The sequence below is a fragment of the Pseudomonas sp. TH32 genome (assembly GCF_016650855.1).
Taxonomy (GTDB): domain Bacteria; phylum Pseudomonadota; class Gammaproteobacteria; order Pseudomonadales; family Pseudomonadaceae; genus Aquipseudomonas.
In genome coordinates, this window is record NZ_JAEKFA010000002.1 from 5,641,472 (window position 1) to 5,666,052 (window position 24,581).

Genomic DNA, 24,581 nt, shown 5'->3' on the forward strand with positions numbered 1-24,581 from the left:
GCTTGGGGTTATATGGTCAAGTGAAGAAGCGCATACGGTGGATGCCTTGGCAGTCAGAGGCGATGAAAGACGTGGTAGCCTGCGAAAAGCTTCGGGGAGTCGGCAAACAGACTTTGATCCGGAGATGTCTGAATGGGGAACCCAACCATCATAAGATGGTTACCTTACACTGAATACATAGGTGTATGGAGCGAACCAGGGGAACTGAAACATCTAAGTACCCTGAGGAAAAGAAATCAACCGAGATTCCCTTAGTAGTGGCGAGCGAACGGGGACTAGCCCTTAAGTGGCTTTGAGATTAGCGGAACGCTCTGGAAAGTGCGGCCATAGTGGGTGATAGCCCTGTACGCGAAAATCTCTTAGTCATGAAATCGAGTAGGACGGAGCACGAGAAACTTTGTCTGAATATGGGGGGACCATCCTCCAAGGCTAAATACTACTGACTGACCGATAGTGAACTAGTACCGTGAGGGAAAGGCGAAAAGAACCCCGGAGAGGGGAGTGAAATAGATCCTGAAACCGTATGCGTACAAGCAGTGGGAGCAGACTTTGTTCTGTGACTGCGTACCTTTTGTATAATGGGTCAGCGACTTATTTTCAGTGGCGAGCTTAACCGAATAGGGGAGGCGTAGCGAAAGCGAGTCTTAATAGGGCGTCTAGTCGCTGGGAATAGACCCGAAACCGGGCGATCTATCCATGGGCAGGTTGAAGGTTGGGTAACACTAACTGGAGGACCGAACCGACTACCGTTGAAAAGTTAGCGGATGACCTGTGGATCGGAGTGAAAGGCTAATCAAGCTCGGAGATAGCTGGTTCTCCTCGAAAGCTATTTAGGTAGCGCCTCATGTATCACTGTAGGGGGTAGAGCACTGTTTCGGCTAGGGGGTCATCCCGACTTACCAAACCGATGCAAACTCCGAATACCTACAAGTGCCGAGCATGGGAGACACACGGCGGGTGCTAACGTCCGTCGTGAAAAGGGAAACAACCCAGACCGTCAGCTAAGGTCCCAAAGTTATGGTTAAGTGGGAAACGATGTGGGAAGGCTTAGACAGCTAGGAGGTTGGCTTAGAAGCAGCCACCCTTTAAAGAAAGCGTAATAGCTCACTAGTCGAGTCGGCCTGCGCGGAAGATGTAACGGGGCTCAAACCATACACCGAAGCTACGGGTATCATCTTCGGATGATGCGGTAGAGGAGCGTTCTGTAAGCCTGTGAAGGTGAGTTGAGAAGCTTGCTGGAGGTATCAGAAGTGCGAATGCTGACATGAGTAACGATAATGGGTGTGAAAAACACCCACGCCGAAAGACCAAGGTTTCCTGCGCAACGTTAATCGACGCAGGGTTAGTCGGTCCCTAAGGCGAGGCTGAAAAGCGTAGTCGATGGAAAACAGGTTAATATTCCTGTACTTCTGGTTATTGCGATGGAGGGACGGAGAAGGCTAGGCCAGCTTGGCGTTGGTTGTCCAAGTTTAAGGTGGTAGGCTGGAATCTTAGGTAAATCCGGGATTCTAAGGCCGAGAGCTGATGACGAGCTAACTTTTAGTTAGCGAAGTGGTTGATGCCATGCTTCCAAGAAAAGCTTCTAAGCTTCAGGTAACCAGGAACCGTACCCCAAACCGACACAGGTGGTTGGGTAGAGAATACCAAGGCGCTTGAGAGAACTCGGGTGAAGGAACTAGGCAAAATGGCACCGTAACTTCGGGAGAAGGTGCGCCGGTGAGGGTGAAGGACTTGCTCCGTAAGCTCATGCCGGTCGAAGATACCAGGCCGCTGCGACTGTTTATTAAAAACACAGCACTCTGCAAACACGAAAGTGGACGTATAGGGTGTGACGCCTGCCCGGTGCCGGAAGGTTAATTGATGGGGTTAGCTAACGCGAAGCTCTTGATCGAAGCCCCGGTAAACGGCGGCCGTAACTATAACGGTCCTAAGGTAGCGAAATTCCTTGTCGGGTAAGTTCCGACCTGCACGAATGGCGTAACGATGGCGGCGCTGTCTCCACCCGAGACTCAGTGAAATTGAAATCGCTGTGAAGATGCAGTGTATCCGCGGCTAGACGGAAAGACCCCGTGAACCTTTACTATAGCTTTGCACTGGACTTTGAATTTGCTTGTGTAGGATAGGTGGGAGGCTTTGAAGCGTGGACGCCAGTTCGCGTGGAGCCAACCTTGAAATACCACCCTGGCAACTTTGAGGTTCTAACTCAGGTCCGTTATCCGGATCGAGGACAGTGTATGGTGGGTAGTTTGACTGGGGCGGTCTCCTCCTAAAGAGTAACGGAGGAGTACGAAGGTGCGCTCAGACCGGTCGGAAATCGGTCGTAGAGTATAAAGGCAAAAGCGCGCTTGACTGCGAGACAGACACGTCGAGCAGGTACGAAAGTAGGTCTTAGTGATCCGGTGGTTCTGTATGGAAGGGCCATCGCTCAACGGATAAAAGGTACTCCGGGGATAACAGGCTGATACCGCCCAAGAGTTCATATCGACGGCGGTGTTTGGCACCTCGATGTCGGCTCATCACATCCTGGGGCTGAAGCCGGTCCCAAGGGTATGGCTGTTCGCCATTTAAAGTGGTACGCGAGCTGGGTTTAGAACGTCGTGAGACAGTTCGGTCCCTATCTGCCGTGGACGTTTGAGATTTGAGAGGGGCTGCTCCTAGTACGAGAGGACCGGAGTGGACGAACCTCTGGTGTTCCGGTTGTCACGCCAGTGGCATTGCCGGGTAGCTATGTTCGGAATAGATAACCGCTGAAAGCATCTAAGCGGGAAACTAGCCTCAAGATGAGATCTCACTGGAACCTTGAGTTCCCTGAAGGGCCGTCGAAGACTACGACGTTGATAGGTTGGGTGTGTAAGCGCTGTGAGGCGTTGAGCTAACCAATACTAATTGCCCGTGAGGCTTGACCATATAACACCCAAGCAATTTGCTGACCTGAAAAGGCACCAGATTGCGGTGTGTGAAGACGAAATGAACCGAAAGTTCGATTCTTGCAAACACCGAAAGCTATCACATACCCAATTTGCTGAAGCGAGGCCAGCTGGCCACGACTCAGTACCCGAATTTCTTGACGACCATAGAGCATTGGAACCACCTGATCCCATCCCGAACTCAGCAGTGAAACGATGCATCGCCGATGGTAGTGTGGGGTTTCCCCATGTGAGAGTAGGTCATCGTCAAGATTAAATTCCAGAACCCCTGATTGCTAACGCAATCAGGGGTTTTGTTTTTGTAGAAGTCCATGATTTTCACCGGCACGTTGCAAGCGCAACGGTCTGGTACACAGAATTTCTTGACGACCATAGAGCATTGGAACCACCTGATCCCATCCCGAACTCAGCAGTGAAACGATGCATCGCCGATGGTAGTGTGGGGTTTCCCCATGTGAGAGTAGGTCATCGTCAAGATTGAATTCCGAAACCCCTGTCTGCTAGCGCAGACAGGGGTTTTGTCGTTTAAGCGCTGGCCAAAGAACTAGAACCGACTCATCCTTTGCGTGCCTTACTGCTTCGCCTGGCCAGTAGCTTGCGCCACCAGATGTAGATCCCGGTAACAGACAACATCGCGATCACAATCCCCAGCAGCGCAATCAACACTTGCCCCGTCACCCCGATGATCCTGCCCCCATGGATCGGTAACTGCAGCCGATAAAAGCGCTCCCCCAACGTACCTTGCCCTGCTATTTCCTGCCCCAGTAAACGCCCATCCGTCCCGTGGAAAAACAACCAGGATTTCCCATGGGCCTCGGTATCATGTTGCCCAAAACCAGCCCCATAAAAGTTGTACTCAAAGCTGTAGTACAGCTCTCCAATCGCCGCCGTCAGCCCAAGCCGTTTGCCTTCCTCCAGGGCCCGCTCATAGGCTTGTTGATAACTCAGTTGCGTCACGCCCAATTGCCCAATCGGCAGTCTGCCACGGGCCTCATAGACACTGGCCTCGGCCGGTGAAAACAGCGAGACAACCGGCTTGAATACCTGGCTCGGCAAATTCATCGCCACGCTGCTGACCGCGATCGGCAGCAACAACAACCAAAGCCACAACCCGCCTGCGCGATGCAGATCGAAGTTCAAGCGGTAAGCATGACCGCCCTTGATCTTCCACGCCGTTGACCACTTCTTCCAGAAGGGTTTGCCCCTTGGCAGGGTCAACCACAGCGCGATAAAGCAATCGAATACCCAGGCAATCGCCACCAGCCCCATCAGCCACAACCCCCAGTTACCCGGCAGTGTCAGGTTGTAGTGAAACTCCAGAATGAACGGTATGAAGTTCTCACGCTGAAAGCAGCACGCGCCCCAAAAACGCCGCCCCATTTCTTCGCCGGTGACCGGATCGAGATAAAAAACCTGGTTAGGTTCGTCAAAGGGCTTGCCAGTCGCCGGGTCGTTTCTCGCTACCGCCGCCAGCAGAGCGGTATGTCCTGCCTCTTGTGGGTACTCCATGTACCAGACTTGCAGCGTTGGATGTTGCCTCTGCAACCTTTCCACCAGGTCACCTGGCGGCAATGCCGAGCCCTTGGCCGTTGCGTCGTAGAAGCCGGGATTAAGCCATTCATCCAGCTCATGGTTGAACGCCAAAAGACTGCCCGTAATCCCCGCCATCATCAAAAACAACGCCGTTGCCAGTCCGATGTAGCGATGAAGTAAAACCATCAATGCGCGCATAAAAATCTCCTGCAAAAACGACAAAGCCAGCGCCTGGAATCAGGAACTGGCTTTGTATGAATCGAGTCGGATTAGAACTGGTAGCTCACCGTGGCACTCACGTTGCGCTCTTCACCCAGGTAACAGAAATTCAGGCTGGCACACGACGCCACGTAGGACTCGTTCGTCAGGTTGTTGGCATTCAGGCGCACATCCACACCCTTCAACCCCACCTTGCCCAAGTCATAACCCATCGAGGCATCAAACAACGTGTAGGCAGGTACCTTCATGGTGTTCTCCGCATCTGCCCAGCTGTAGCCGACATAACGAACACCGCCACCGAGACGCAGGCCGTCCAGGGCGCCGCTGTCGAATTTGTAGTCTGCCCACACCGAAGCCATATGACGTGGCGCCTGGGTTGGCGAATTACCCTTGTTCTCGATCACGTTGTCCGCCGTGCTCAACGTGCTGACCATCGACTTCGAATACTCGATGTCGGTGAAGGTATAGCTGCCCAACAACTTGAGGTTGTCGGTCAACTGCATATGCGCCTCCAGCTCCAGGCCTTGGGAGCGCACAGCACCGACCGCGCGATAGAAGTTTTCCTGCGGCAGCTTGGTCGCCAGGTTCTCCTGATCGATGCGGAACAGCGAGGCGGTGAACAGGTTGTCGGTACCTGGCGGCTGATATTTCAAGCCCACTTCCCACTGGGTGCCGTCGGTAGGCGCCAAAGGATTACCAGCGCTGTCCGAATAGGAGTTCGGGTTGAAGGACTCGGAATAACTGACGTAGGGCGCAACGCCGTTATCGAACAGGTAAAGCGCCCCTGCACGTCCGGTCAGCTTGGTGCGTTTATCACTGATCTCCGTGCCCAGGGGCCGGCCAACCTCAGCAATGCGATTCTCATCAGAGGTCTCGACCCAGTCCTGACGCAGCCCGAGGGAGAACCGCCACTTGTCCATTTCAATCAGGTCTTGCAGGTAAACGCCGGTCTGCTCAAGCCGACGCAGATAGCTGGTAGGGCTGTAATAACTGATCTCGGAATTGCCGTACACCGGATTGAATGCATTGATGGGGGCCAGCGATCCGCTGCTCCAATCCACCACGGTTTTGCGCCGCTGATAGTCCGCCCCCATCAGCACGGTGTGTTTGGTCGCGCCGGTAAAAAATTCGGCCTGCAGCATGTTGTCGATGATGAACGCATGCAACTTCTCATCACCGCCTGAGTAGTAGCGATTCAGCTCATTACTGGTGGGCGTAGTCCATCCATAGGCGTACACCTGATCCAGGCGGACCTTGGAGTCCAGGTAACGAAAGTTTTGCCGCGCCGTGAAAACATCGTTGAAGCGGTGCTCAAACTGATAGCCGAACGACTGCTGATCACGCTTGTACCCATCAATGCCCGGCTCACCCTCGAAGAAGTGATTGGAGATCCGCTGGCCATTGCGCTGATGCAACGCCCCATCTGCCGGCATGCCTCCGTGGTAGCCACCGTCGGGATCGTGTTGCAGATAGGCCTGGAGCGTGAGCGACGTGTCATCGGTAAAGTCGATGCTCAAGGTCGGCGCCAGCGCGTAGCGTTTTTCCTTGGCGTGGTCGAACTGCGTGTCGGACTTATCCGCAAGCCCGGTCAGTCGGTAAGCAATACGCTTGTCGTCATCCACCGGGCCGCTGAAGTCGAATCCCATGCCTCGCTGCCCTTGCGATCCCACGGTGGCCTGCACCTGATGGTAAGGCTCAAACAACGGCTTCTTGCTGGTCAGCGCCACCAGCCCACCCGGCGAGCTGCGCCCGTACAACACCGACGACGGGCCCTTGAGAATATCCACCCGCTCGAGGAAATAGGGGTCCACTTGCATGGTGCTATAGGTCCCGCTGTCCCCCATGGACTTCAAGCCGTCGAGGTAGATGTTATCCACCGAACCGTCGTTGAAACCACGCATCGCCACGTAGTCATAACGGTGAGTGGCACCGTACGGGTTGGTCAGCACGCCTGGGGTGTAACGCATGGCCTGGGCAACGGTTTGCGAGCCCTGGTCGTCCATCTGCTCACGGGTCACCACCGAAACTGTCTGTGATGTTTCCAGCAGCGCAGTACTGGTCTTGGTGGCGATCTGGCTGTGGGTTGCGTTGTAGCCGTCCATGCTGCCCAGGGCGTTACCCAGGGCGAAGCCTTTGATGTCGGTAGTCGGCAAGGTCAGCGCTTCACTTTCGGGCTGGGCCTGCAACACGAAACTCACGTCGTCCTGTGGCTGTGCCTGCAAGCCGGATCCATTGAGCAGCTGGCTCAGGCCCTGCTCCGCGGAATATTCACCGTGCAGCCCGGCAGACTGGCGGCCCTGAGTCTGCGCAGGCGTGCTGGAAAGGGTGATGCCTGCCTGACGGGCAAACTGGTTGAGCACATCGCTCAGCGGCCCGGCAGGGATGTCATAGCGCTGGCTGATGCGCTCGACCCCGCTATCCGCTGCGACCCCGGCCACCGGCAACAAGCTGATGCCCATCGTGGTCGACAGCAGCGCTGCCCGTACGGCTTTACCGAGCAAAGGGTAGGAAGAGGGTGAGTTACTGAAAAAACGCACAGTCATTATCGAGGTCCGTAGAGGTCGCTGAAGGCAGATTGAAATGCTTACTGTCTAAGCCGGACTCACGGAAAAAAGCCGCCAAAAATAAATCGGGCGCGACAACAATAGTCAGGCCTGACGCTCCAGGCTCACCCACCAGCGGGTGCGATAGCGCAGGCGCACAGGCAACGTCTGCGGAAGGATCGCCAACAGTTTCTCGGTGTCTTCCAACCGAAAAACGCCGGACAGGCGCAAGTCTGCGATATCGCTTGAGCAGCCCAGGTAACCATGACGATAGCGCCCCACCTCTGCCAGGAAGTCGGCAAGGCGCATGTTGCGGGTGACGATCAATCCATCCGCCCAGGCCCCGGCATCCATATCCAAAGGCGGCGCCAGAATGGCCTCGTTCTGACGAACCAGGTAGCTTTCTCCTGCATGCACCTGAGTGAACAGGCCGTCCGCTGTATGGGGTGAATGAATCGCCACATTGCCTGACGCCACACTCAAGCGAGTGCAATCGCTGTCCTGGCGCACCACGAACCGCCCGTCGATGCCTGCGAACAAACCATGACGCGTGCGAACCAGCAGCGGTGCCGTCGCAGCAGCGCCGCAGGTCACCAGGATTTCCCCGCGTACCAGCGTGATCAAGCGTTGCTGCGGGTTGAAGTCCAGGTCCACCGCGCTGTCGGTATTGAGTTGCAGGCGTGTGCCATCCGGCAATTGCACGCTGCGGCGTTCGCCGGTGGCGGTGGCCAAATCCGAGGTCCAGCGTTGCCAGCCGGTAAGGTCTCTGCTGACCCAGGCCGTCGAACCGATCAACAGCACACCCGACAACACCTTCAACGCTTGCCGGCGCCCGAGGCGCTGGGCGCTGTTCTCCAGCGTCACATGGGCCCCGGGAATTGCCGCCAGTTGGCTGCTCAGTTCATGTTGGAGTGCTTGCACGCGTTGCCAGGCCAGCTCGTGTTCATGATGAGCCTCGCGCCAGTGCTCGCATTGCGCCTTCAGGCGGATATTGGCGCGATTGTTACGCAAGCGCAGCATCCAGCTGATCGCCTGTTTCACCACCTGCGGATCGATTACTGCGCGTGCAGTGTTATCCATCGAGGTCATGCCTCATACCGCAGCACATAACAGTGATACAGCGCCTCGGCGACATACCGCTCCACCGAGCGCAACGACACGCCCATCTGCTGCGCAATCTGCTTGTAGGTCAGGCCGTCGCACTGAGCCAGTAAAAACGCCTTACGTACCTTGGGCTTGAGCCCGTCCAGAAGCCGGGCGATGGACTCCAGCAATTCCAGAATCAACGCACGCTCCTCAGCGCTCGGTGCCACGGCTTCGGGCAAGTGTGCGATGGATTCCAGATAAGCCCGTTCGATTTCTTCGCGACGCCAGTGATCAATCACCAAGCCCCGGGCGATGGTGCGCAGAAAGGCGCGAGGGGCCTTGAGTTCGAAGCGTTCGGTTTTTTGCAGCAGGCGCACGAAGGTGTCCTGGGCCAGGTCCGCAGCATCCGCGGCGTTACCCAGGCGGCTGCGCAGCCAGGTGTTGAGCCAGCCGTGATGGTTGCTGTAAAGCGTCTGTACTGCGTACTCGGGAGAGGGCATTCACACGGCCTGGCGAAGCGTCACAAATGATAATTAGTCGCATTGTCGGCAAGGCTGAAAAATTTTGCAACTCTTCCATCAGATGGCTACCGCCGGTCGGCTTCTGACGCTAAAAGAGGATGCTTCTCACAAATTCCTAAGATTTATCCTGGAGTGGCCGAAAGCCTGACGAGCCATGCGTGCACCGAAATAGAGCAGTCGCAGAGTCTGCCTATACCGTTACATGGAATGTTGCATCCGGCACGCTCACCCCCTTTTGGCAAAAAGAAGTCAATGAAATGAATCTCAAGTTCAGTCATAAAATTCTGTTGGCCGCGTCAGGCGTAGTGGTTCTGGCCTTCGCGTTATTCACGTTCTACAACGACTACCTGCAGCGCAACACCATCCGGCAAAACCTGGAGTCGTCCATTCAGCAATCCGGTGAACTCACGGCCAGCAGTGTGCAGAACTGGCTCAGTGGCCGGGTACTGGTACTGGAAAGCCTGGCGCAAAACGTGGCCCATCAAGGCAGTGCTGCCGACCTTCCGGGGTTGGTCGACCAGTCGGCATTTACCTCCAACTTCCAGTTCACCTACGTCGGTTCAACCAACGGTGTATTCACCCAACGGCCCGACGCCAAAATGCCTGATGGCTACGACCCGCGTCAGCGCCCCTGGTACAAGCAAGCCGTTGCGGCCGACAAGACCATGCTCACGCCGCCCTACATGGCAGCGGTGGGTGGGCTGATCGTGACCATTGCGATGCCGGTGAAAAAGAACGGCGAATTGCTCGGCGTGGTCGGTGGTGACCTGAGCCTGCAAACCCTGGTGAAGATCATCAACTCGGTGGATTTCGGTGGTATCGGCCATGCGTTCCTGGTCAGCGGTGACGGCCAGGTGATCGTCAGCCCGGACCAGGACCAGGTGATGAAAAACCTCAAGGACATCTACCCGGGCAGCAATGTGCGCATCGAGAAGCTCAATCAGGAAGTGGTTCTCAATGGTCAGGAACGGATTCTGTCCTTCACCCCGATCAGCGGATTGCCGAATGCAGACTGGTACATCGGCCTGTCGATCGACAAGGACAAAGCCTACGCACCATTGGGCAAGTTCCGCACCTCGGCATTGATCGCCATGTTCATCGCGGTCGCCGCCATTGCGGTGTTCCTGAGCCTGCTGATCCAGGTCTTGATGCGTCCCCTGACCACCATGGGGCGCGCCATGCAGGACATCGCCCAGGGCGAGGGTGATTTGACTCGCCGCCTGACCGTGGAAAGCAAAGATGAATTCGGTGACCTGGGCAGTGCTTTCAACCAGTTCGTCGAGCGTATTCATGCGTCAATTTCCGAAGTGTCCTCGGCCACCCGCCAAGTGCACGACCTGTCCCAGCGGGTAATGGCTTCGTCCAACGCGTCGATCATCGGCTCTGACGAACAAAGCGCCCGCACCAACAGCGTGGCTGCAGCGATCAACGAACTGGGGGCCGCCACTCAGGAAATCGCGCGCAACGCCGCCGACGCTTCGCAGCACGCCAGCGGTGCCAGTGAGCAGGCCGATGACGGTCGCAAAGTGGTGGAGAAAACCATCCTGGCGATGTCAGAACTGTCGCAGAAAATCAGCCTGTCCTGCACGCAGATTGAAACCCTGAACGCCAGCACCGACAACATCGGGCACATCCTGGATGTGATCAAAGGCATCTCCCAGCAAACCAATCTGCTGGCTCTCAACGCCGCGATTGAAGCCGCGCGTGCCGGTGAAGCGGGTCGTGGGTTTGCGGTGGTGGCGGATGAGGTGCGCAACCTCGCGCACCGTACCCAGGAATCGGCGGAAGAGATCCACAAAATGATCACGTCGCTGCAGATTGGCTCGCGTGAGGCGGTCACCACAATGAACGCCAGCCAGACCTCCAGCGAAGAAAGCGTCGAGGTCGCCAACCAGGCCGGCGAGCGCCTGGTCAGCGTGACTCAGCGGATCGTCGAGATCGACGGGATGAACCAGTCGGTAGCGGCCGCTACCGAGGAGCAGACCGCGGTGGTGGAAACCCTCAATGTGGACATCAACCAGATCAACCTGTTGAACCAGCAAGGCGTGGCCAACCTCAACGAAACCTTGAAGGATTGCGACGCGTTGTCTCAACAGGCCAACCGGCTGAAGCAGTTGGTCGACAGTTTCAAAATCTGACGATGACCCTGTAGGAGCGAGCTTGCTCGCGAAGAGCGTCAACGATAACGCAGCGCTATCAGATAGCCCGTGTTGCCTTCTCGTTTTTCGCGAGCAAGCTCGCTCCTACAGTAAGGTCAGCCAAACATCTGCCGCACATTCTCCAGCGCGCTGTCGGCGAACGCCTGCACAAATGCTTCAAACCCCTCCTTACCGTGCTCAACCGGCTCGGCAATGATCGTCCAGGTCACTTTCGAACTGCACTCCCCCAACGCCTCCACACGTATCGCTGCCCATAGCCGGGCCACACCAAGGGTGTTGTAAATCGTTGTCCAGGTCATCTGCATGGCCTGTTCGTCGCGGCTGTTGAGTTGCTCCACTACCAGGTTTCCGTCGTGGAAGAATTTCTTGCGCAGCGACCCCATGCCCGCGCCGGTCATCTCGATGTGCGACAGCGCGGGGATGAATCTGTCAAACCCTGCAAAGTCACCCACCACCGCCCACACGCGGGCGGCATCACGGGCAATCACCACTGAAGACACCACTGGCCTGGCGCATGGGTTGCGAATCAACGTATCGGGTTTCATTAGATTTTCCTTCGATTAAGCACCTGATTACAGGAAGCCGATGCTCTTGAGGTGCTCGCAGCCCTTGCGCAACAGTGCCGGACTTTTCTCGGGGTAGTGCGCCCTCATCTGCTCGACACCACGCCGGGCGTTGTCATGGCGGATCATCGAGGTGTCGCCGATGTCCTCCTCCACACCATTGAGATAAAAACCCAACACGCCGAACAGCGCATTGCGGCTATCCACCGTGTGCAGGTGATGTTGCCAGTGGGCCACGCTCACCCACTCGAACCCATGGCCGGCCTGGCGAAACGCATCGACGTAGGATTCCCAGCTCAAGGGTTGCGGATTGTGCAGGTTGAACACATTTCCCCCGGCACTGCAGCGCCCGCTGTGGAACGCAACAAACCGCGCGAGAAAGTCCACCGGCATCAGGTCAAAATTCAATCCCAGGCGGGGCATCAGGCCCAGTTGCAGTGAGCCCTTGAGCATTAACATCAGGCGATTTTTCTGTGGCTCGCAGACACCATTGCGGCAGTTGAAACTGATGTTGCCGGGACGGTGGATATTGACCCAGGCGCCTTGCTCAACGGCACGCCCCAGCAGGCGTTCCGCGACCCACTTGGACAGGTTGTAGCCATTCTGGATATACAGCGGCGGTGTGGTGGCAGCGGGCGTTTCGAGTACCTGGCCTTGTGCGTCGATGCTGCTGGCCGCCGACAGTGTCGAGATGAAATTGAACACCTTCTTGCGCCGGGTTTCACACAGGCGCAGGCATTCCAGCACGGGCTCGACGTTGTCCTTGGCCAGCGTGGCGTAATCCATCACATGATTGACGTGGGCGGCGTTGTGCACCAGCACGCCGAACTCCCCGGCGAGGTACTCATACACCTCGCTGGCCAGGCCAAGGCGCGGCTGACTGATGTCGGCGGCGTATACCCGTACCCGACTCAGGTCCAGGTGTTCCAGGCGGTAGTCGCGCAGCGCCTCGGCGAACCTCACAGTGGCTGAATGCCCGGGGCGCTCACGCACCAGGCACGCCACCTCAAGTGCGCCCTCGGCCAGTAACGCCTCGACAATATGCACCCCGAGAAAACTGTTGGCCCCGGTCACGATCACCTTGCGGGGTTCACCCGCCTGCTCCGCCGGCAATATTTGCATGTCCAGTTCACGCAGCGCATCCCGTGTCGCCTGGCCGGCCGGTGCCTCAGGGGCCGCGCCGTCACCCATCAGCGCCGCCAGGGTACGGACGGTGGGCGTTTCGAAAAAACGGTTAAGGGAGAGGCTGCGACCGAACTGCTCGCGGATACGCAGCAACATCGTCGACAACAGGATGGAATGGCCGCCGAGCTCGAAGAAGCTGTCCTGCGTCGACAGCTGTGCAACGGGCACGCCGAGCAACTCGCTCCATAGCTTCAGCAGCTGCGCCTGCACCGCTGTCTGCGGCGAGCAGCGGTTGATGGCGGGCACCGGTTGAATCGGCAGCGCCAGCAAGGCCTGGCGGTCGACCTTGCCATGGGGCGTACACGGCATGCTTCCAAGCTCCGTGCACAGGGCTGGTTGCAGATAGTCGGGCAGTGTTTGCCGGGCATGTTGCTGGAGTGCAGCCAGGGTGCCCTGGGCCTCCGGTTGCGCGACAAACGCCAGGATCCGCTGATCACGGTCGATCACCACCGCCACCTGGCGAAACAGCTGGCTGCTGCGCAGGCAGTTTTCGATCTCTTGGGGCTCGACCCGAAAGCCACGGATCTTCACCTGCTGATCCCGGCGCCCGCCCAGCTCAATGCCATCTTCCGTCCACTTCGCCAGATCGCCGCTGCGGTAGGCACGCAAGGTCTGGCCGTCTGGCAACGTCAGGTGTACGAAATGCTCGGCGGTGTTCTGCGGCTGATTGAGGTAACCCAGGCTGACACCGGGACCGACAATGTACAGCTCGCCCATCACCTGTTCATCCACCGGTTGATGTTGCTCGTCGAGGATCAGTACCCGGCTGTTGGCGATGGGCGTCCCCACGTTGCGATTGCTGTCGCCCGGCTGCAGCGCGCGGTGGGTCACCAGCACGGTGGCTTCCGTCGGCCCATAGAAGTTGTGCAAGGAGCACTGTCCCGCCAGTTGCTCGATGACGCAGGGCTCGCAGACATCACCTCCGGTTATCAGGTGCGCCAGGCCCAAGGGTTGATCCAGCGGGAGGATGCTCAGCAGTGCCGGCGGCAGGAAGGCATGGGTCACGCGCTGGTGCCGGATCAGCTCCACCAGTTGTTGCGGGTCGCGCCGCGCGTCTTCACCGGGCACGATCAGCTCGGCGCCGGCGATCAGGGGGGCGAAAATATCAATCAGCGAAGAGTCGAAGCTCAACGGCGAGAACTGCAACACCCGGCTGTGCTCGCTCAGTTGCACATGGCCGCCGAACCAGGCGGTGAAGTGGGCCAGGTTGTACTGACTCAGCAGCGCGCCTTTGGGCTGGCCGGTGGTGCCCGAGGTGTGGAGCAGCATGCAAGGGGCGTCCATCGCCGGGCGCTGGCGCAGTAGCGGCGGGGTGGCGTGAGTGTCGAGGGGGCTGACATTCAGGGCGGTAAAACGGCCTCGCAGTGGATGCCGGCCGTCCTCCAGCAGCACCGAGACGCCGGCGTTTTCCAGCATGGTTTGTTGGCGTTGTGGCGGGTGGCCCGGCTCCAGTGGCAGGTACACCGCGCCGCAGCCCAGCACCGCGAGGATGCTGGCGTACAGCTCAAGGGACTTGCCCAGGCAAACGCCAATTACCTGCGGTGTGTCGCCGGCCTCAAGCAAAGGCCAAAGATGCTGCTGGATAGCCAGGCTCTTGCGATGCAACTGTCGATAACTCAGCACGTTCCCGGCGATGTTCAGCGCCGGTCGTTCGGCGAAGGTTTGAAGACTGATCTCCAGTCGTTCGATCATGGGCACTTGGGCTTGTTGCTGCAGCGCCGAGTCGGCGGTCTGGTTAAAGCGATGCAGGTACGCCAACGATGCGAGCGCTTGCAGGCTGTGTTCGGGAGCATCGGAGGCGATCGCGGTTTGCGCGAAATAGCCCGCGTCCCGGGAGAAACCGCTGACGTGTTGGGCCACCCATTCCACCAGGCGAGTAACTGCCTGGTGCCGCAACCATTGGCCGTTGCCGCTGGGTTCTGCGTCAACGTTCAGGACCGCCAGGAGTCGGTGTGCGCTGGCGTAGCACCTGAATTGCAGGGTCGGCAGCCCACCGTCAGTCTGCGTTCCGAGGCCCAGGCGCAAGCTCATCAAGGCCGTGTAGGCCAGGCCCGGCGGGATTTCCTCGCTACCGTCATCAATCAGCAGGTCGACGTCCCTTGCATCGCTCGCTTGCATAAGGGCATGACCGTATTGCTCCAGTGTCTGCCCCACTTCATCCAACGCCGCGCTGACGCCCACCAACCCAATCTTCAGGCGCCTCATGGGTGAACTCCTGGCGTCGGAAGAAAGGCGTCCAGGGCCTGGACCACGCTCGGCGTTTGCAGCAGGCCGCTGTGATTCAGGAACGCCTTGATATTGCCGAGCAACGGGTGCTGGCGGGTGATGGGAAAGTCCATCGCGTGCACCTCGGCACGCAACGCCGCGCGAGTGCTGGCGCTGATGTCCAGGTGCTCGATCAGTTGCAGGTCGAAGTTTTTTTGCAGGTCGTGGGTCAGGTATTGCTGGAGGAATACCGGCAGGATCCGGGCGATGCAGTCGCGGTCTTCGGCGCTCGCAGACTGCCAATAGATCCGTACCAGTCGCGTCCAGAAAACCCCATGACGGCCCTCGTCAAACAAGTGGTCGGCCATCAATCCACGGATGGATTGCTTGACGCTGTCGTCCTTGGAAAACGCCGCCACGTCATGGGTCACGGTGTTCTCGGCGATGGCCACGGCAATCAGTTCCACGGCATCGCGCAGGTGTTCGGGAGCCAGCGCCAGCGCGGCAGGCAAGGCGCGGCTCAGTTCGATTTGCCCGGGCAGTTCAAGGGGCGCGATGCCCGTCATCTCGACGGCCTGTTGCATGAAGTCGAGGGCGACGAGGGCGTGGTAATCCTCGTCCACCACCACGGTCATGGCATCGTAGCGACAGGCGAGCGGGAAGGGCACCGAAAAGCGATTCTTGGCAATGCGGCGTGCGGTCTTATCGACGATTTCGGTTTCAAAGATCACCACGTCGTTGATGAACTTGTAGAACGTCTGCAGCAAGACAACATCGCGGCACTGTGGGCATTGATCGACAAAGGTCGCACTCAGCACCAAGGGTTGTCGGCTCAAGGGATAGATCAGCTTTTGATCGTTTTCCAGCAAGCGGCGCGGGCGGGTACGGATGGTCGCGCGGCGTTCCCAGTCGTCGGCACATGAGCGGTAGTCGACAGGGTTCATACGCGTACCTCCGGCAGGCATAGGCGCAACCCGTCCCATAAGGCCAGGCGGCTTTCCACGGCGCTCAGGGCGGCACTGTTGGCCTGCTGCTCGCGGCTCGGGTCGGCCAGTGTGAGGCGTTGCAGCAGTTGCTCCGCCGCCGGGCCATGCTCCTCTGCGTCAACCTCCATGTGGCGCTTGAGGTAGTAGCAGAAGGTCGGGGCTTGGCGGTGGAGCTTCTCGCACCCCTCCAGGACACGCTTGAACATCGCCGGTATGACGCTCTCGCGGCCGTGGAGAAAGGCGGCCGCCACACAGTGGGTCGGTGCGTTCAGGGCAACCTGCAAGGTGCTTGTGACGAAATGGGCCACGGCAGGATGGGCATCGACGCTTTGCAGGGCCGTTTCTGCATCGCTGCCGTCGTGTTGCAGGGTGATGAATTTTTCGATGGCCGTGGTGCTGGCGCCGACTTCACGCATGGCTTCCAGGTACAACTCGAAGTGGCTGCCGTGGCCGTGACCGGGACGGGCGTCCGACTCTTCGCCCAACACGATCTCATTGATCAGGCGTGCCGCTTGCGGGTCCGGTGGCGGCAACCACGGCAGGCGCATACCCGTCAGGTCATGTTGCAGGCGTTTGGTCAGCGTCATGAAGTCCCAAACAGCGAACACATGGTTTTCCATAAAGTATCGCAACTTTGGAAGTGTGTTTATTTGTGTAAATAATGGATGGCTGTGTAACTTCTGCTTTTTTTGTTTAAGCAGGTGTGAGTGCTGGAGCATGATTGATGCCTATAAGTCGTTGTTTCTTCCCTGATAACAAGCAGCCACGTGCTGTTATTGATTAACAAGCAGCACGCTATGACAAAAACACCAAAGCTTTATTTAAAGGAACGCCACGCGCAGTGACGCCCGAGCAGGGTTCACGCTGTCGATTGGGGAGAGTTTGGAGGTTGTAATAGTCTGATTAGGTATTCAGGCGCTTTTGGTTTTATTAGTTGTTACGAATAAAGATATTGCGGTAGTTGAATGGCTCTGTGAAGTGTAGGAAGTGTTTTTCGGATTAATCTTTTAACGGGCGTGAATGTTGTGAGTTCACCTCCATCGGCCAAGGTCGCTGCGCAGCGCTTTGTGGTCGAAGGAGGCGTCTCGGTTCCACGGAGAATTTACAGCGGGGCGTTCTCTTCAGTCTCTTCAAGACTTTTGAGATAACCGGTAATCACCTCCATGCCGCGGGTGAGGTGGTTACGCAAGGTCAGGATGCTTTCCTCGACCTTCTTTTTCGCCACCAGGTCGAGCAGTTCGCGGTGGTCTTCCTGGGACGTCTTGCCCAGGCCCATGGCCTCAAGGTTGAAGCGCAGGAAACGCTCTTCTTCGTTCAAGCCGTGTTCAACCAGCTTGAGCAACCGCTGATTGCCCGCTTTACCATACAGCGCCATGTGGAACAGGCGGTTGAGCCGGCCAATTTCGGTGTAATCGGTTTCCCGCTCCAGCGCATCAATGAAGGCGCCAGCCTGAGTAATGTCATCGGGCGTGAGCAGGGGAATCGACAAGCGCAGCGCTTCGGATTCCAGGAGGATGCGCAGGGCGTAAGTTTCCGCCGAATGGTCTTCAATCAGCGGCGCCACCACCGCCCCTTTGTGGGTAACCACATGCAGCAGCGACTGCGCTTCCAGTTGACGCAATGCCTCGCGCACCGGCATCCGGCTGACCCCGAACAAGCTGGCCAACTCCTGTTGGCGCATGGCGGTGCCGCAGGGCAAGCGACCATCCAGGATGGCGTTGCGCAATGTTTCTTCAATCACGGAGCGGGCGAGATGGGCGGGGATAGGCCCGCTGATCTGGATGCTGCTCAAAGGGTTCGGCTTCTGCGTCACGACTACGCTATCCTCCTTTTCAGGGTGAGGTGGCTAATTGGATCCAATGCACACTAGAGATTGTCCACAAGCTTGTCAAACGGGCAAGGTTTCGGCTTGTAAGCGACTCAACAGCGCGTTCCACCGGCCCACGACGCCCTTTTGTCAGGTCTTACAGGCTTAACGTCTGTGAGACACACTTTATTCCCGAAAGTCGCGGCTACAGCGGTATTGCTGCATATCGATATTCACTAACGGTATTTAAAATGCCGTTCTTATGACTATAAAGTCACTCTCCTGACCGCCCGGGAGTGAACTCATGTCTGCCACCTCTACTGTTCCAACAGCGACCGACACCACACAAACCTTCGAGATCCGTCCATTTCCCGGCAGCGTCGGTGCCGAGATCATTGGCCTGGACCTGACCCGCCCGGTCAGCGACCAGGACTTCGCGCGTATTCACCGCGCGCATCTGGACCATCACGTCGTGGTCTTCCGCGACCAACGCATCACCCCCGAACAACAGATCGCCTTCAGCCGCCGCTTCGGTGTGCTGCAAATCCATGTGCTCAAACAGTTCCTGCTGGCCAACCACCCGGAAATCCTGATCGTCTCCAACATCATCGAAAACGGCCAATCCATCGGCCTGGGAGATGCCGGCAAATTCTGGCACTCGGACCTTTCCTATAAAGAGTTGCCGAGCCTGGGCTCGATGCTCCATGCCCAGGAGCTGCCGTCCGAGGGTGGCGACACGTTGTTCGCCGACATGCACAAAGCCTGGGACAACCTGCCCGAGCCCCTGCGCAAGGCCGTAGAAGGCCGCAGTGCTGCGCATTCGTACACCGCACGCTATAGCGAAACCAAATTCGAAGGCAATTGGCGCCCAACCCTCACCCCCGAGCAACTGGCTCAAGTGGCGGAAGTGGTGCACCCGATCGTGCGTACCCACCCGGAAAACGGCCGCAAGGCGCTGTTCGTCAGTGAGGGCTTCACCACCCGCATCGTCGGCCTGCCGGAAGACGAAAGCCGCGACCTGCTGGCCCAGCTCTACGCCCACAGCGTGCTGCCGGAAAACATCTACCGCCACCAGTGGCAGCCCCACGACATGGTGTTCTGGGACAACCGTTCGCTGATCCACCTGGCGGCCGGCTGCCCGAGCCACCTGCGGCGCAAGTTGTACCGCACCACCATCCAGGGCGACGCGCCTTTCTGATCCGGAGCATGACCATGTCCAAGAAAATTCCATTTGCGCGCCTGGCCGCCACGGTTGGCCTGGGCATCAGCCTGCTGGCCGGCAGCCTGGTTGCACCTGCCGCCGCCCAGGCCGAAGGCGAGATTCGCATCGCCGAGCAGTTCGGCATCGTCTACCTGTTGCTCAACGTGGTGCGCGACCAGAACCTGATCGAGAAGTACGGCAAGCAGGAAGGCATCGACATCAAGGTCGACTGGACCCAACTGTCCGGTGGTGCAGCCGTCAACGACGCCTTGCTCTCCGGCTCCATCGACATCGCCGGTGCTGGCGTTGGCCCGCTGCTGACCATCTGGGACCGCACCCACGGCAAACAGAACGTGAAAGCCGTCGCCTCCCTGGGCAACTTCCCGTACTACCTGGTAAGCAACAATCCCAAGGTCAAGACCATCGCGGACTTCACCGAAAAAGACCGCATTGCCGTGCCCGCGGTGGGTGTCTCCGTGCAGTCGCGTTTCCTGCAATACGCCGCCGCCAAGCAATGGGGCGACAAGGAATTCAATCGCCTCGACAAGTACACCGTCGCCGTTCCGCACCCGGATGCGACCGCTGCGCTGATTGCCGGTGGTACCGAACTGACCGGGCATTTCTCCAACCCGCCGTTCCAGGAACAGGCCCTGACCAACCCCAACGTGCACGTGGTGCTCAACTCCTACGACATCCTCGGGCCGAACTCGCCGACGGTGCTGTTCGCCACCGAGAAATTCCGCAACGACAATCCGAAAACCTACAAGGCGTTCGTCGAGGCACTGACCGAAGCGGCACAATTCGCCCAGAACGACAAAGGCGCCGCCGCCGACACCTACATCCGCGTGACCAAGGCCAAGATCGACCGTGCCGAGTTGCTGAAAATCATCGAGAACCCGCAGTTCGAATTCAGTGTCACCCCGAAAAATACCTACCCGCTGGCGGAATTCCTCTACCGCGTCGGCGCGATCAAAAACAAACCCGAATCGTGGAAGGATTACTTCTTCCAGGACGCCAAACCGCTGCAAGGGAGCTGACATGAACGCGCCCTTGCAAGGCCACACGGCCAGCAACCCGACGGCTACCGAAGCCCTGCTTGCGGTGGATAAAGTCAGCCTTGAATACCGCACGCCTGAACGGGTCGTGCGGGCCACCCACCAGGTCAGTTTCGAAATCGACCCGGCCGACCGCTTTGTACTGCTGGGGCCTTCGGGCTGCGGCAAATCCACGCTGCTGAAATCCATCGCCGGCTTTATCAAACCGTGCGAAGGCGAGATCCGTCTGCTCGGGCAAAAAGTCGAGCAACCGGGCCCGGATCGCATCGTGGTGTTCCAGGAATTCGACCAACTGCCGCCGTGGAAAACCGTCAAGCAGAACGTCATGTTTCCGCTGCTCGCCTCCAAGACCCTCAAGCGTCGCGAGGCCGAAGAGCGGGCGCTGTACTACCTGGAAAAAGTCGGCCTGACGGCGTTCGCCGACGCCTACCCGCACACCCTGTCCGGCGGCATGAAAGCCCGCGTGGCGATCGCCCGGGCGTTGGCCATGCAGCCGAAAATCCTGCTGATGGACGAGCCCTTCGCCGCCCTCGACGCATTGACCCGCCGCAAGATGCAGGAAGAGCTGCTGCTGCTCTGGGAAGAGGTGCGTTTCACCCTGTTGTTCGTCACCCACTCCATCGAAGAAGCGCTGGTGGTGGGCAACCGCATCCTGTTGCTGTCGCCGCATCCGGGCCGGGTGCGGGCGGAAATCCACAGCCATCAATACGACCTTCACAGCCTCGGCGGTGTGGCGTTCCAGGCTTCGGCGCGGCGCATTCATCGGCTGTTGTTTGATGAAGCGCCCGAGGCGGAAACCGAGCTGGGTTTCGCCGATATCCGCATCGCTTATTGAAGGGTTTTCACCATGCGCCAGGAATATGAAATCACTCTCGAACCGTTGCCCGGTGTTCGCGTTGAACGCGAATTGCCGTGGCGTCAGCGCCTGTGGCAACAAGGCTGGCTGCGTAAAAGCCTGATCCTGATCGTGCTCGCGATCCTGTGGGAGGCGGCCGCCCGTTATCAGAACAACGACCTGCTGCTGCCGAGCTTCCTGCAGACGCTGAGCGCGTTCTACGACGGCATGGCCAGCGGCGAGCTGTTGAGCAAGGTCAGTATCTCGCTGGTGGTGCTGATCAAAGGCTATTTGATCGGCATTGTGCTGGCGTTCGCCCTGACGACGCTGGCGGTATCGACCCAACTGGGCCGCGACCTGTTGAGCACCCTGACCTCGATGTTCAACCCGTTGCCGGCGATTGCCCTGCTGCCGCTGGCGCTGCTGTGGTTTGGCCTGGGGCAGAACAGCCTGATCTTCGTGCTGGTGCATTCGGTGCTGTGGGCGCTGGCGCTGAATACCTATTCCGGGTTCCTCGGTGTCTCGGAAACCCTGCGCATGGCCGGCCGCAATTATGGCCTCAAAGGCATGCGCTTCGTGTTGTTCATCCTGATCCCGGCCGCGCTGCCGTCGATCCTCGCCGGGCTGAAAATCGGCTGGGCGTTTGCCTGGCGCACGTTGATTGCCGCCGAACTGGTATTCGGCGCCACCAGCGGCAAGGGCGGGCTGGGCTGGTACATCTTCCAGAACCGCAACGAGCTGTACACCGACAAGGTATTTGCCGGGTTGGCGGTGGTGATCCTGATCGGGCTGCTGGTGGAGAACCTGGTGTTTGACACCCTGGAGCGCGTCACCGTGAAGCGCTGGGGCATGCAGCGCTGACTGAAACACCCATCCTGTGGCGAGGGAGCTTGCTCCCGTTGGGCCGCGAAGCGTCCCCAATAGAATCACCGCGTTCTTTCAGAAAAATCTCGATTGCAAATTCTGGGGCTGCTTCGCAGCCCAACGGGAGCAAGCTCCCTCGCCGCAGTCTGCTACGATTGCGCCAAGTTCACTCCCAACCGATCACGAGTGCTTGGCATGCAATTACCCGACATGAACCTGCTGGTCGCCCTCGACGCGCTGCTCGACGAGGGCAGTGTGGTGGGCGCCGCGCGGCGGATGAACTTGAGCCCGGCCGCCATGAGCCGCACCCTCACACGCATCCGTGAGGCGGTGGGCGACCCGATCCTGGTGCGCGCCGGTCGCGGCCTGGTGCCGACGCCCAAGGCCCTGGAGTTGCAAGGCCAGGTGCGTAACGTGGTGGAACAGGCGGCGCTGCTGTTTCGCTCGGCGGACGACGTAGACCTGCGCACCCTGCGCCGGCGGTTCAGCGTGCGGGCCAATGACTTTTTTGTCGGGGTGTATGGCGGTCGGTTGTTCGACACCATGGAGCGCATGGCACCGCTGTGCGAACTGCGCTTTGTGCCCGAGGGCGACACCGACGATGAAGCCCTGCGTGAAGGCCGGCTTGACCTGCGGGTGGGCAACACCATGCCGATCACCCCGGAAGTGAAGGTACAGAACCTGTTCACCACCACCTTTGTCGGGCTGGCGCGGGAAGGGCACCCATTGTTCGATGGAGAGATTACCGCCGCACGGTTCGCCAGCTATTCCCACATCAGCATCTCCCGGCGCGGCATCGCCCGCGGGCCGATCGACACCGCCCTGAATGCCCAGGGCCTGGAACGCCGGGTCGCTATGATCGCCCCGGGGTTTCACGGCGCGATGTTCATGCTGCCCGACTCCGACCTGATCCTGCCGGTACCCAAGGAAGCGCTCTACAGCGCCAATCGCCTGAAGCTGCCGCTGCGGGCGTTTACCCTGCCCATCTCCCTGCCGACCCTGGTGCTGACCCAGGCCTGGCACCCGCGCTTCGACAAAGACCCGGCCCATAAGTGGCTGCGCGAGACTATGCGCGAATGCTGCGAGGCGACGTGGCAAGAAGCGCAACCCACGTGAGTCGGAAGTGAGCTCGGTCAATGTGGGAGCTGGCTTGCCTGCGATGCGGGCGACCCGGTTTTTCAGGAATAGCGAGGTGATGCCATCGCGGGCAAGCCCGGCTCCCACAGAGATCGCATACCTTTTGACCGTTGCGTCTGGTGCACTTATAAGCTTCCTATAAGTCACTTTTTGTCATGTCTAAGCCTTATTAAACTGCTCGGGTATTTCCTATTCCGAGTTGTAGTTCATGACGTCCCTCGCTGCTCCCGCACCCCTGGCCGCAGCCAAGCCGACCGCCATCGCCCCGCCCGTTTTCGGTCCACGCATCATCATCGGCCTGGTGGGCGTATTGCTCGCGGTACTGGTGTCCGGCCTCAACGAGATGGTGACCAAAGTCGCCCTCGCCGATATTCGCGGTGCGATGTACATCGGCTTCGACGAAGGCACCTGGCTGGTAGCCGCCTACACCGCCACCTCCGTCTCGGCCATGGCGTTCGCGCCGTGGTGCTCGGTGACCTTTTCCCTGCGCCGCTTCACCCTCTGTGCCATCGGCCTGTTCACCGTGCTCGGCGTGCTGTGCCCGTTCGCACCGAACTACGAAAGCCTGTTGGTGTTGCGCACCGTGCAAGGCCTGGCCGGCGGCACCTTGCCGCCAATGCTGATGACCGTGGCCCTGCGCTTCCTGCCGGCCAACGTCAAACTCTACGGCTTGGCGGGTTACGCCCTGACGGCGACGTTCGGCCCCAGCCTCGGCACACCGCTGGCGGCAATGTGGACTGAATACGTCGGCTGGCAATGGGCGTTCTGGCAGATCGTCGGGCCGTGCCTGCTGGCCATGGCGGCCGTGGCCTACGGCTTGCCTCAGGACCCGCTGCGCCTTGAGCGCTTCAAGCAGTTCAACTGGCGTGGCTTGCTGCTGGGTTTTCCGGCGATCTGCATGCTGGTGATCGGCCTGTTGCAGGGCAATCGGCTGGACTGGTTCGAGTCGCCGTTGATTACCTCATTGTTGATCGGCGGCCTGGTGCTGTTGGTGCTGTTCATGATCAACGAGTGGTCGCACCCGATGCCGTTTTTCAAGCTGCAGATGCTCGGCATTCGTAACCTGTCATTCGCCCTGATCGTACTGGCCGGGGTGCTGATTGTGCTGCTGGCGGTGACCATCATTCCGTCCAGCTACCTGGCTCAGGTGCAAGGCTACCGCCCGCTGCAAACCGCCCCGGTGATGCTGATCATGGCGCTGCCGCAGTTGATCGCGCTGCCGTTGGTGGCGGCGTTGTGCAACCTGCGCTGGGTCGATTGCCGTTGGGTATTGGGCATCGGGTTGAGCATGTTGATCCTGTCGTGCGTGGGCGGCGCGCAGTTGACGTCGGCCTGGATCCGCGATGATTTCTACGTGCTGCAACTGCTGCAAATCTTCGGGCAACCGATGGCGGTGCTGCCGCTGCTGATGCTCTCCACCGGCAGCATCACACCCCAGGACGGGCCGTTCGCCTCGGCCTGGTTCAACACCGTCAAAGGCCTGGCTGCCGTGGTCGCCACCGGCGTGCTCGACGCCCTGACCACCCACCGCCTGCATTTCCACTCGACCATGTTGGTGGACAGCCTGGGCAACTCGCCCCTGGCCGACAGCGATGCCGCCGGCCTCGCCCATCGGCTGCACGAGCAGGCCGTGGTGCTCACTTCTTCGGATCTCTACTACGTCATGGCCGGTGTCGCGGCGGTGTTGATCCTGCTGATTTTCTGGATGCCGACGCGGATTTATCCGCCCCGCGCACCGACTTGATTGCTCACTGA

Annotated in this window: 16 protein-coding genes and 3 rRNA genes; 10 read left to right on the forward strand and 9 right to left on the reverse strand. The window is 59.0% G+C overall.

What is annotated here, in order from left to right; all coding sequences use genetic code 11:
* The first annotated feature begins 14 nt into the window (after positions 1–14).
* From JFV30_RS29615 to rrf (JFV30_RS29625), 3 genes are all read left to right on the forward strand, one after another.
* A 23S ribosomal RNA gene (locus JFV30_RS29615) occupies positions 15–2,907 on the forward strand.
* 156 nt (positions 2,908–3,063) lie between these two features.
* Positions 3,064–3,179, forward strand: a 5S ribosomal RNA gene (gene rrf / locus JFV30_RS29620).
* A 109-nt stretch (positions 3,180–3,288) separates the two neighbouring features.
* Positions 3,289–3,404: ribosomal RNA gene (gene rrf, locus JFV30_RS29625) — 5S ribosomal RNA — on the forward strand.
* A gap of 78 nt (positions 3,405–3,482) precedes the next feature.
* Here the strand turns inward: rrf (JFV30_RS29625) and JFV30_RS29630 are convergent.
* The 4 genes from JFV30_RS29630 to JFV30_RS29645 form a co-directional block, all read right to left on the reverse strand.
* A complete protein-coding gene (locus tag JFV30_RS29630) occupies positions 3,483–4,658 on the reverse strand; it encodes a PepSY-associated TM helix domain-containing protein (protein ID WP_201125821.1) in 1,176 nt (391 codons plus the stop codon).
* A gap of 71 nt (positions 4,659–4,729) precedes the next feature.
* Positions 4,730–7,222, reverse strand: a complete 2,493-nt coding sequence (locus JFV30_RS29635) for a TonB-dependent siderophore receptor (protein ID WP_201125822.1) — start codon at positions 7,220–7,222, stop codon at positions 4,730–4,732.
* A gap of 105 nt (positions 7,223–7,327) precedes the next feature.
* Complete coding sequence (locus JFV30_RS29640) at positions 7,328–8,311, reverse strand: FecR domain-containing protein (RefSeq protein ID WP_274610285.1); 984 nt, start codon at positions 8,309–8,311, stop codon at positions 7,328–7,330.
* A complete protein-coding gene (locus JFV30_RS29645) occupies positions 8,308–8,808 on the reverse strand; it encodes a sigma-70 family RNA polymerase sigma factor (RefSeq protein ID WP_169386700.1) in 501 nt (166 codons plus the stop codon). The genes JFV30_RS29640 and JFV30_RS29645 overlap by 4 nt, the downstream gene beginning before the upstream one ends.
* A gap of 278 nt (positions 8,809–9,086) precedes the next feature.
* Between JFV30_RS29645 and JFV30_RS29650 the strand changes: the two genes are divergently transcribed.
* A complete protein-coding gene (locus tag JFV30_RS29650) occupies positions 9,087–10,967 on the forward strand; it encodes a methyl-accepting chemotaxis protein (RefSeq protein WP_169386699.1) in 1,881 nt (626 codons plus the stop codon).
* A gap of 116 nt (positions 10,968–11,083) precedes the next feature.
* Here the strand turns inward: JFV30_RS29650 and JFV30_RS29655 are convergent, their stop codons facing one another.
* The 5 genes from JFV30_RS29655 to JFV30_RS29675 all read right to left on the reverse strand — a co-directional run bounded on the left by JFV30_RS29655 (position 11,084) and on the right by JFV30_RS29675 (position 17,740).
* The gene (locus JFV30_RS29655) at positions 11,084–11,533 is read right to left on the reverse strand and encodes an SRPBCC family protein (RefSeq protein ID WP_201125824.1); all 450 of its coding nucleotides are present in this window, start codon (positions 11,531–11,533) and stop codon (positions 11,084–11,086) included.
* A gap of 27 nt (positions 11,534–11,560) precedes the next feature.
* Positions 11,561–14,941 carry an amino acid adenylation domain-containing protein gene (locus tag JFV30_RS29660; protein ID WP_201125825.1) on the reverse strand — a complete coding sequence of 1,127 codons (3,381 nt, stop codon included), beginning with the start codon at positions 14,939–14,941 and terminating at the stop codon, positions 11,561–11,563.
* Positions 14,938–15,885 carry a diiron oxygenase gene (locus JFV30_RS29665; protein WP_201125826.1) on the reverse strand — a complete coding sequence of 316 codons (948 nt, stop codon included), beginning with the start codon at positions 15,883–15,885 and terminating at the stop codon, positions 14,938–14,940. Before JFV30_RS29665 ends, JFV30_RS29660 begins: the two co-directional genes overlap by 4 nt.
* Positions 15,882–16,646, reverse strand: coding sequence for a DUF3050 domain-containing protein (locus JFV30_RS29670; protein WP_201125827.1), 765 nt, complete (start codon positions 16,644–16,646; stop codon positions 15,882–15,884). Before JFV30_RS29670 ends, JFV30_RS29665 begins: the two co-directional genes overlap by 4 nt.
* A gap of 383 nt (positions 16,647–17,029) precedes the next feature.
* Positions 17,030–17,740: an FCD domain-containing protein gene (locus JFV30_RS29675; protein ID WP_201125828.1), complete on the reverse strand. Its 711-nt coding sequence runs from the start codon at positions 17,738–17,740 to the stop codon at positions 17,030–17,032.
* A gap of 298 nt (positions 17,741–18,038) precedes the next feature.
* Between JFV30_RS29675 and JFV30_RS29680 the strand changes: the two genes are divergently transcribed.
* The 6 genes from JFV30_RS29680 (at position 18,039) to JFV30_RS29705 (ending at position 24,570) form a co-directional block, all read left to right on the forward strand.
* Positions 18,039–18,932, forward strand: a complete 894-nt coding sequence (locus tag JFV30_RS29680; protein WP_169386694.1) for a TauD/TfdA dioxygenase family protein — start codon at positions 18,039–18,041, stop codon at positions 18,930–18,932.
* A 14-nt stretch (positions 18,933–18,946) separates the two neighbouring features.
* Entirely contained in the window at positions 18,947–19,972 is a 1,026-nt protein-coding gene (locus tag JFV30_RS29685) for an ABC transporter substrate-binding protein (RefSeq protein ID WP_169386693.1), read from the forward strand.
* A gap of 1 nt (position 19,973) precedes the next feature.
* Entirely contained in the window at positions 19,974–20,825 is an 852-nt protein-coding gene (locus tag JFV30_RS29690) for an ABC transporter ATP-binding protein (RefSeq protein ID WP_201125829.1), read from the forward strand.
* Positions 20,826–20,837: 12 nt separating this feature from the next.
* The gene (locus JFV30_RS29695) at positions 20,838–21,686 is read left to right on the forward strand and encodes an ABC transporter permease (protein WP_003218225.1); all 849 of its coding nucleotides are present in this window, start codon (positions 20,838–20,840) and stop codon (positions 21,684–21,686) included.
* Positions 21,687–21,884: 198 nt separating this feature from the next.
* The gene (locus JFV30_RS29700) at positions 21,885–22,805 is read left to right on the forward strand and encodes a LysR family transcriptional regulator (protein WP_010168740.1); all 921 of its coding nucleotides are present in this window, start codon (positions 21,885–21,887) and stop codon (positions 22,803–22,805) included.
* A 229-nt stretch (positions 22,806–23,034) separates the two neighbouring features.
* Complete coding sequence (locus JFV30_RS29705) at positions 23,035–24,570, forward strand: MFS transporter (protein ID WP_201125830.1); 1,536 nt, start codon at positions 23,035–23,037, stop codon at positions 24,568–24,570.
* The last annotated feature ends 11 nt before the right edge of the window (positions 24,571–24,581 follow it).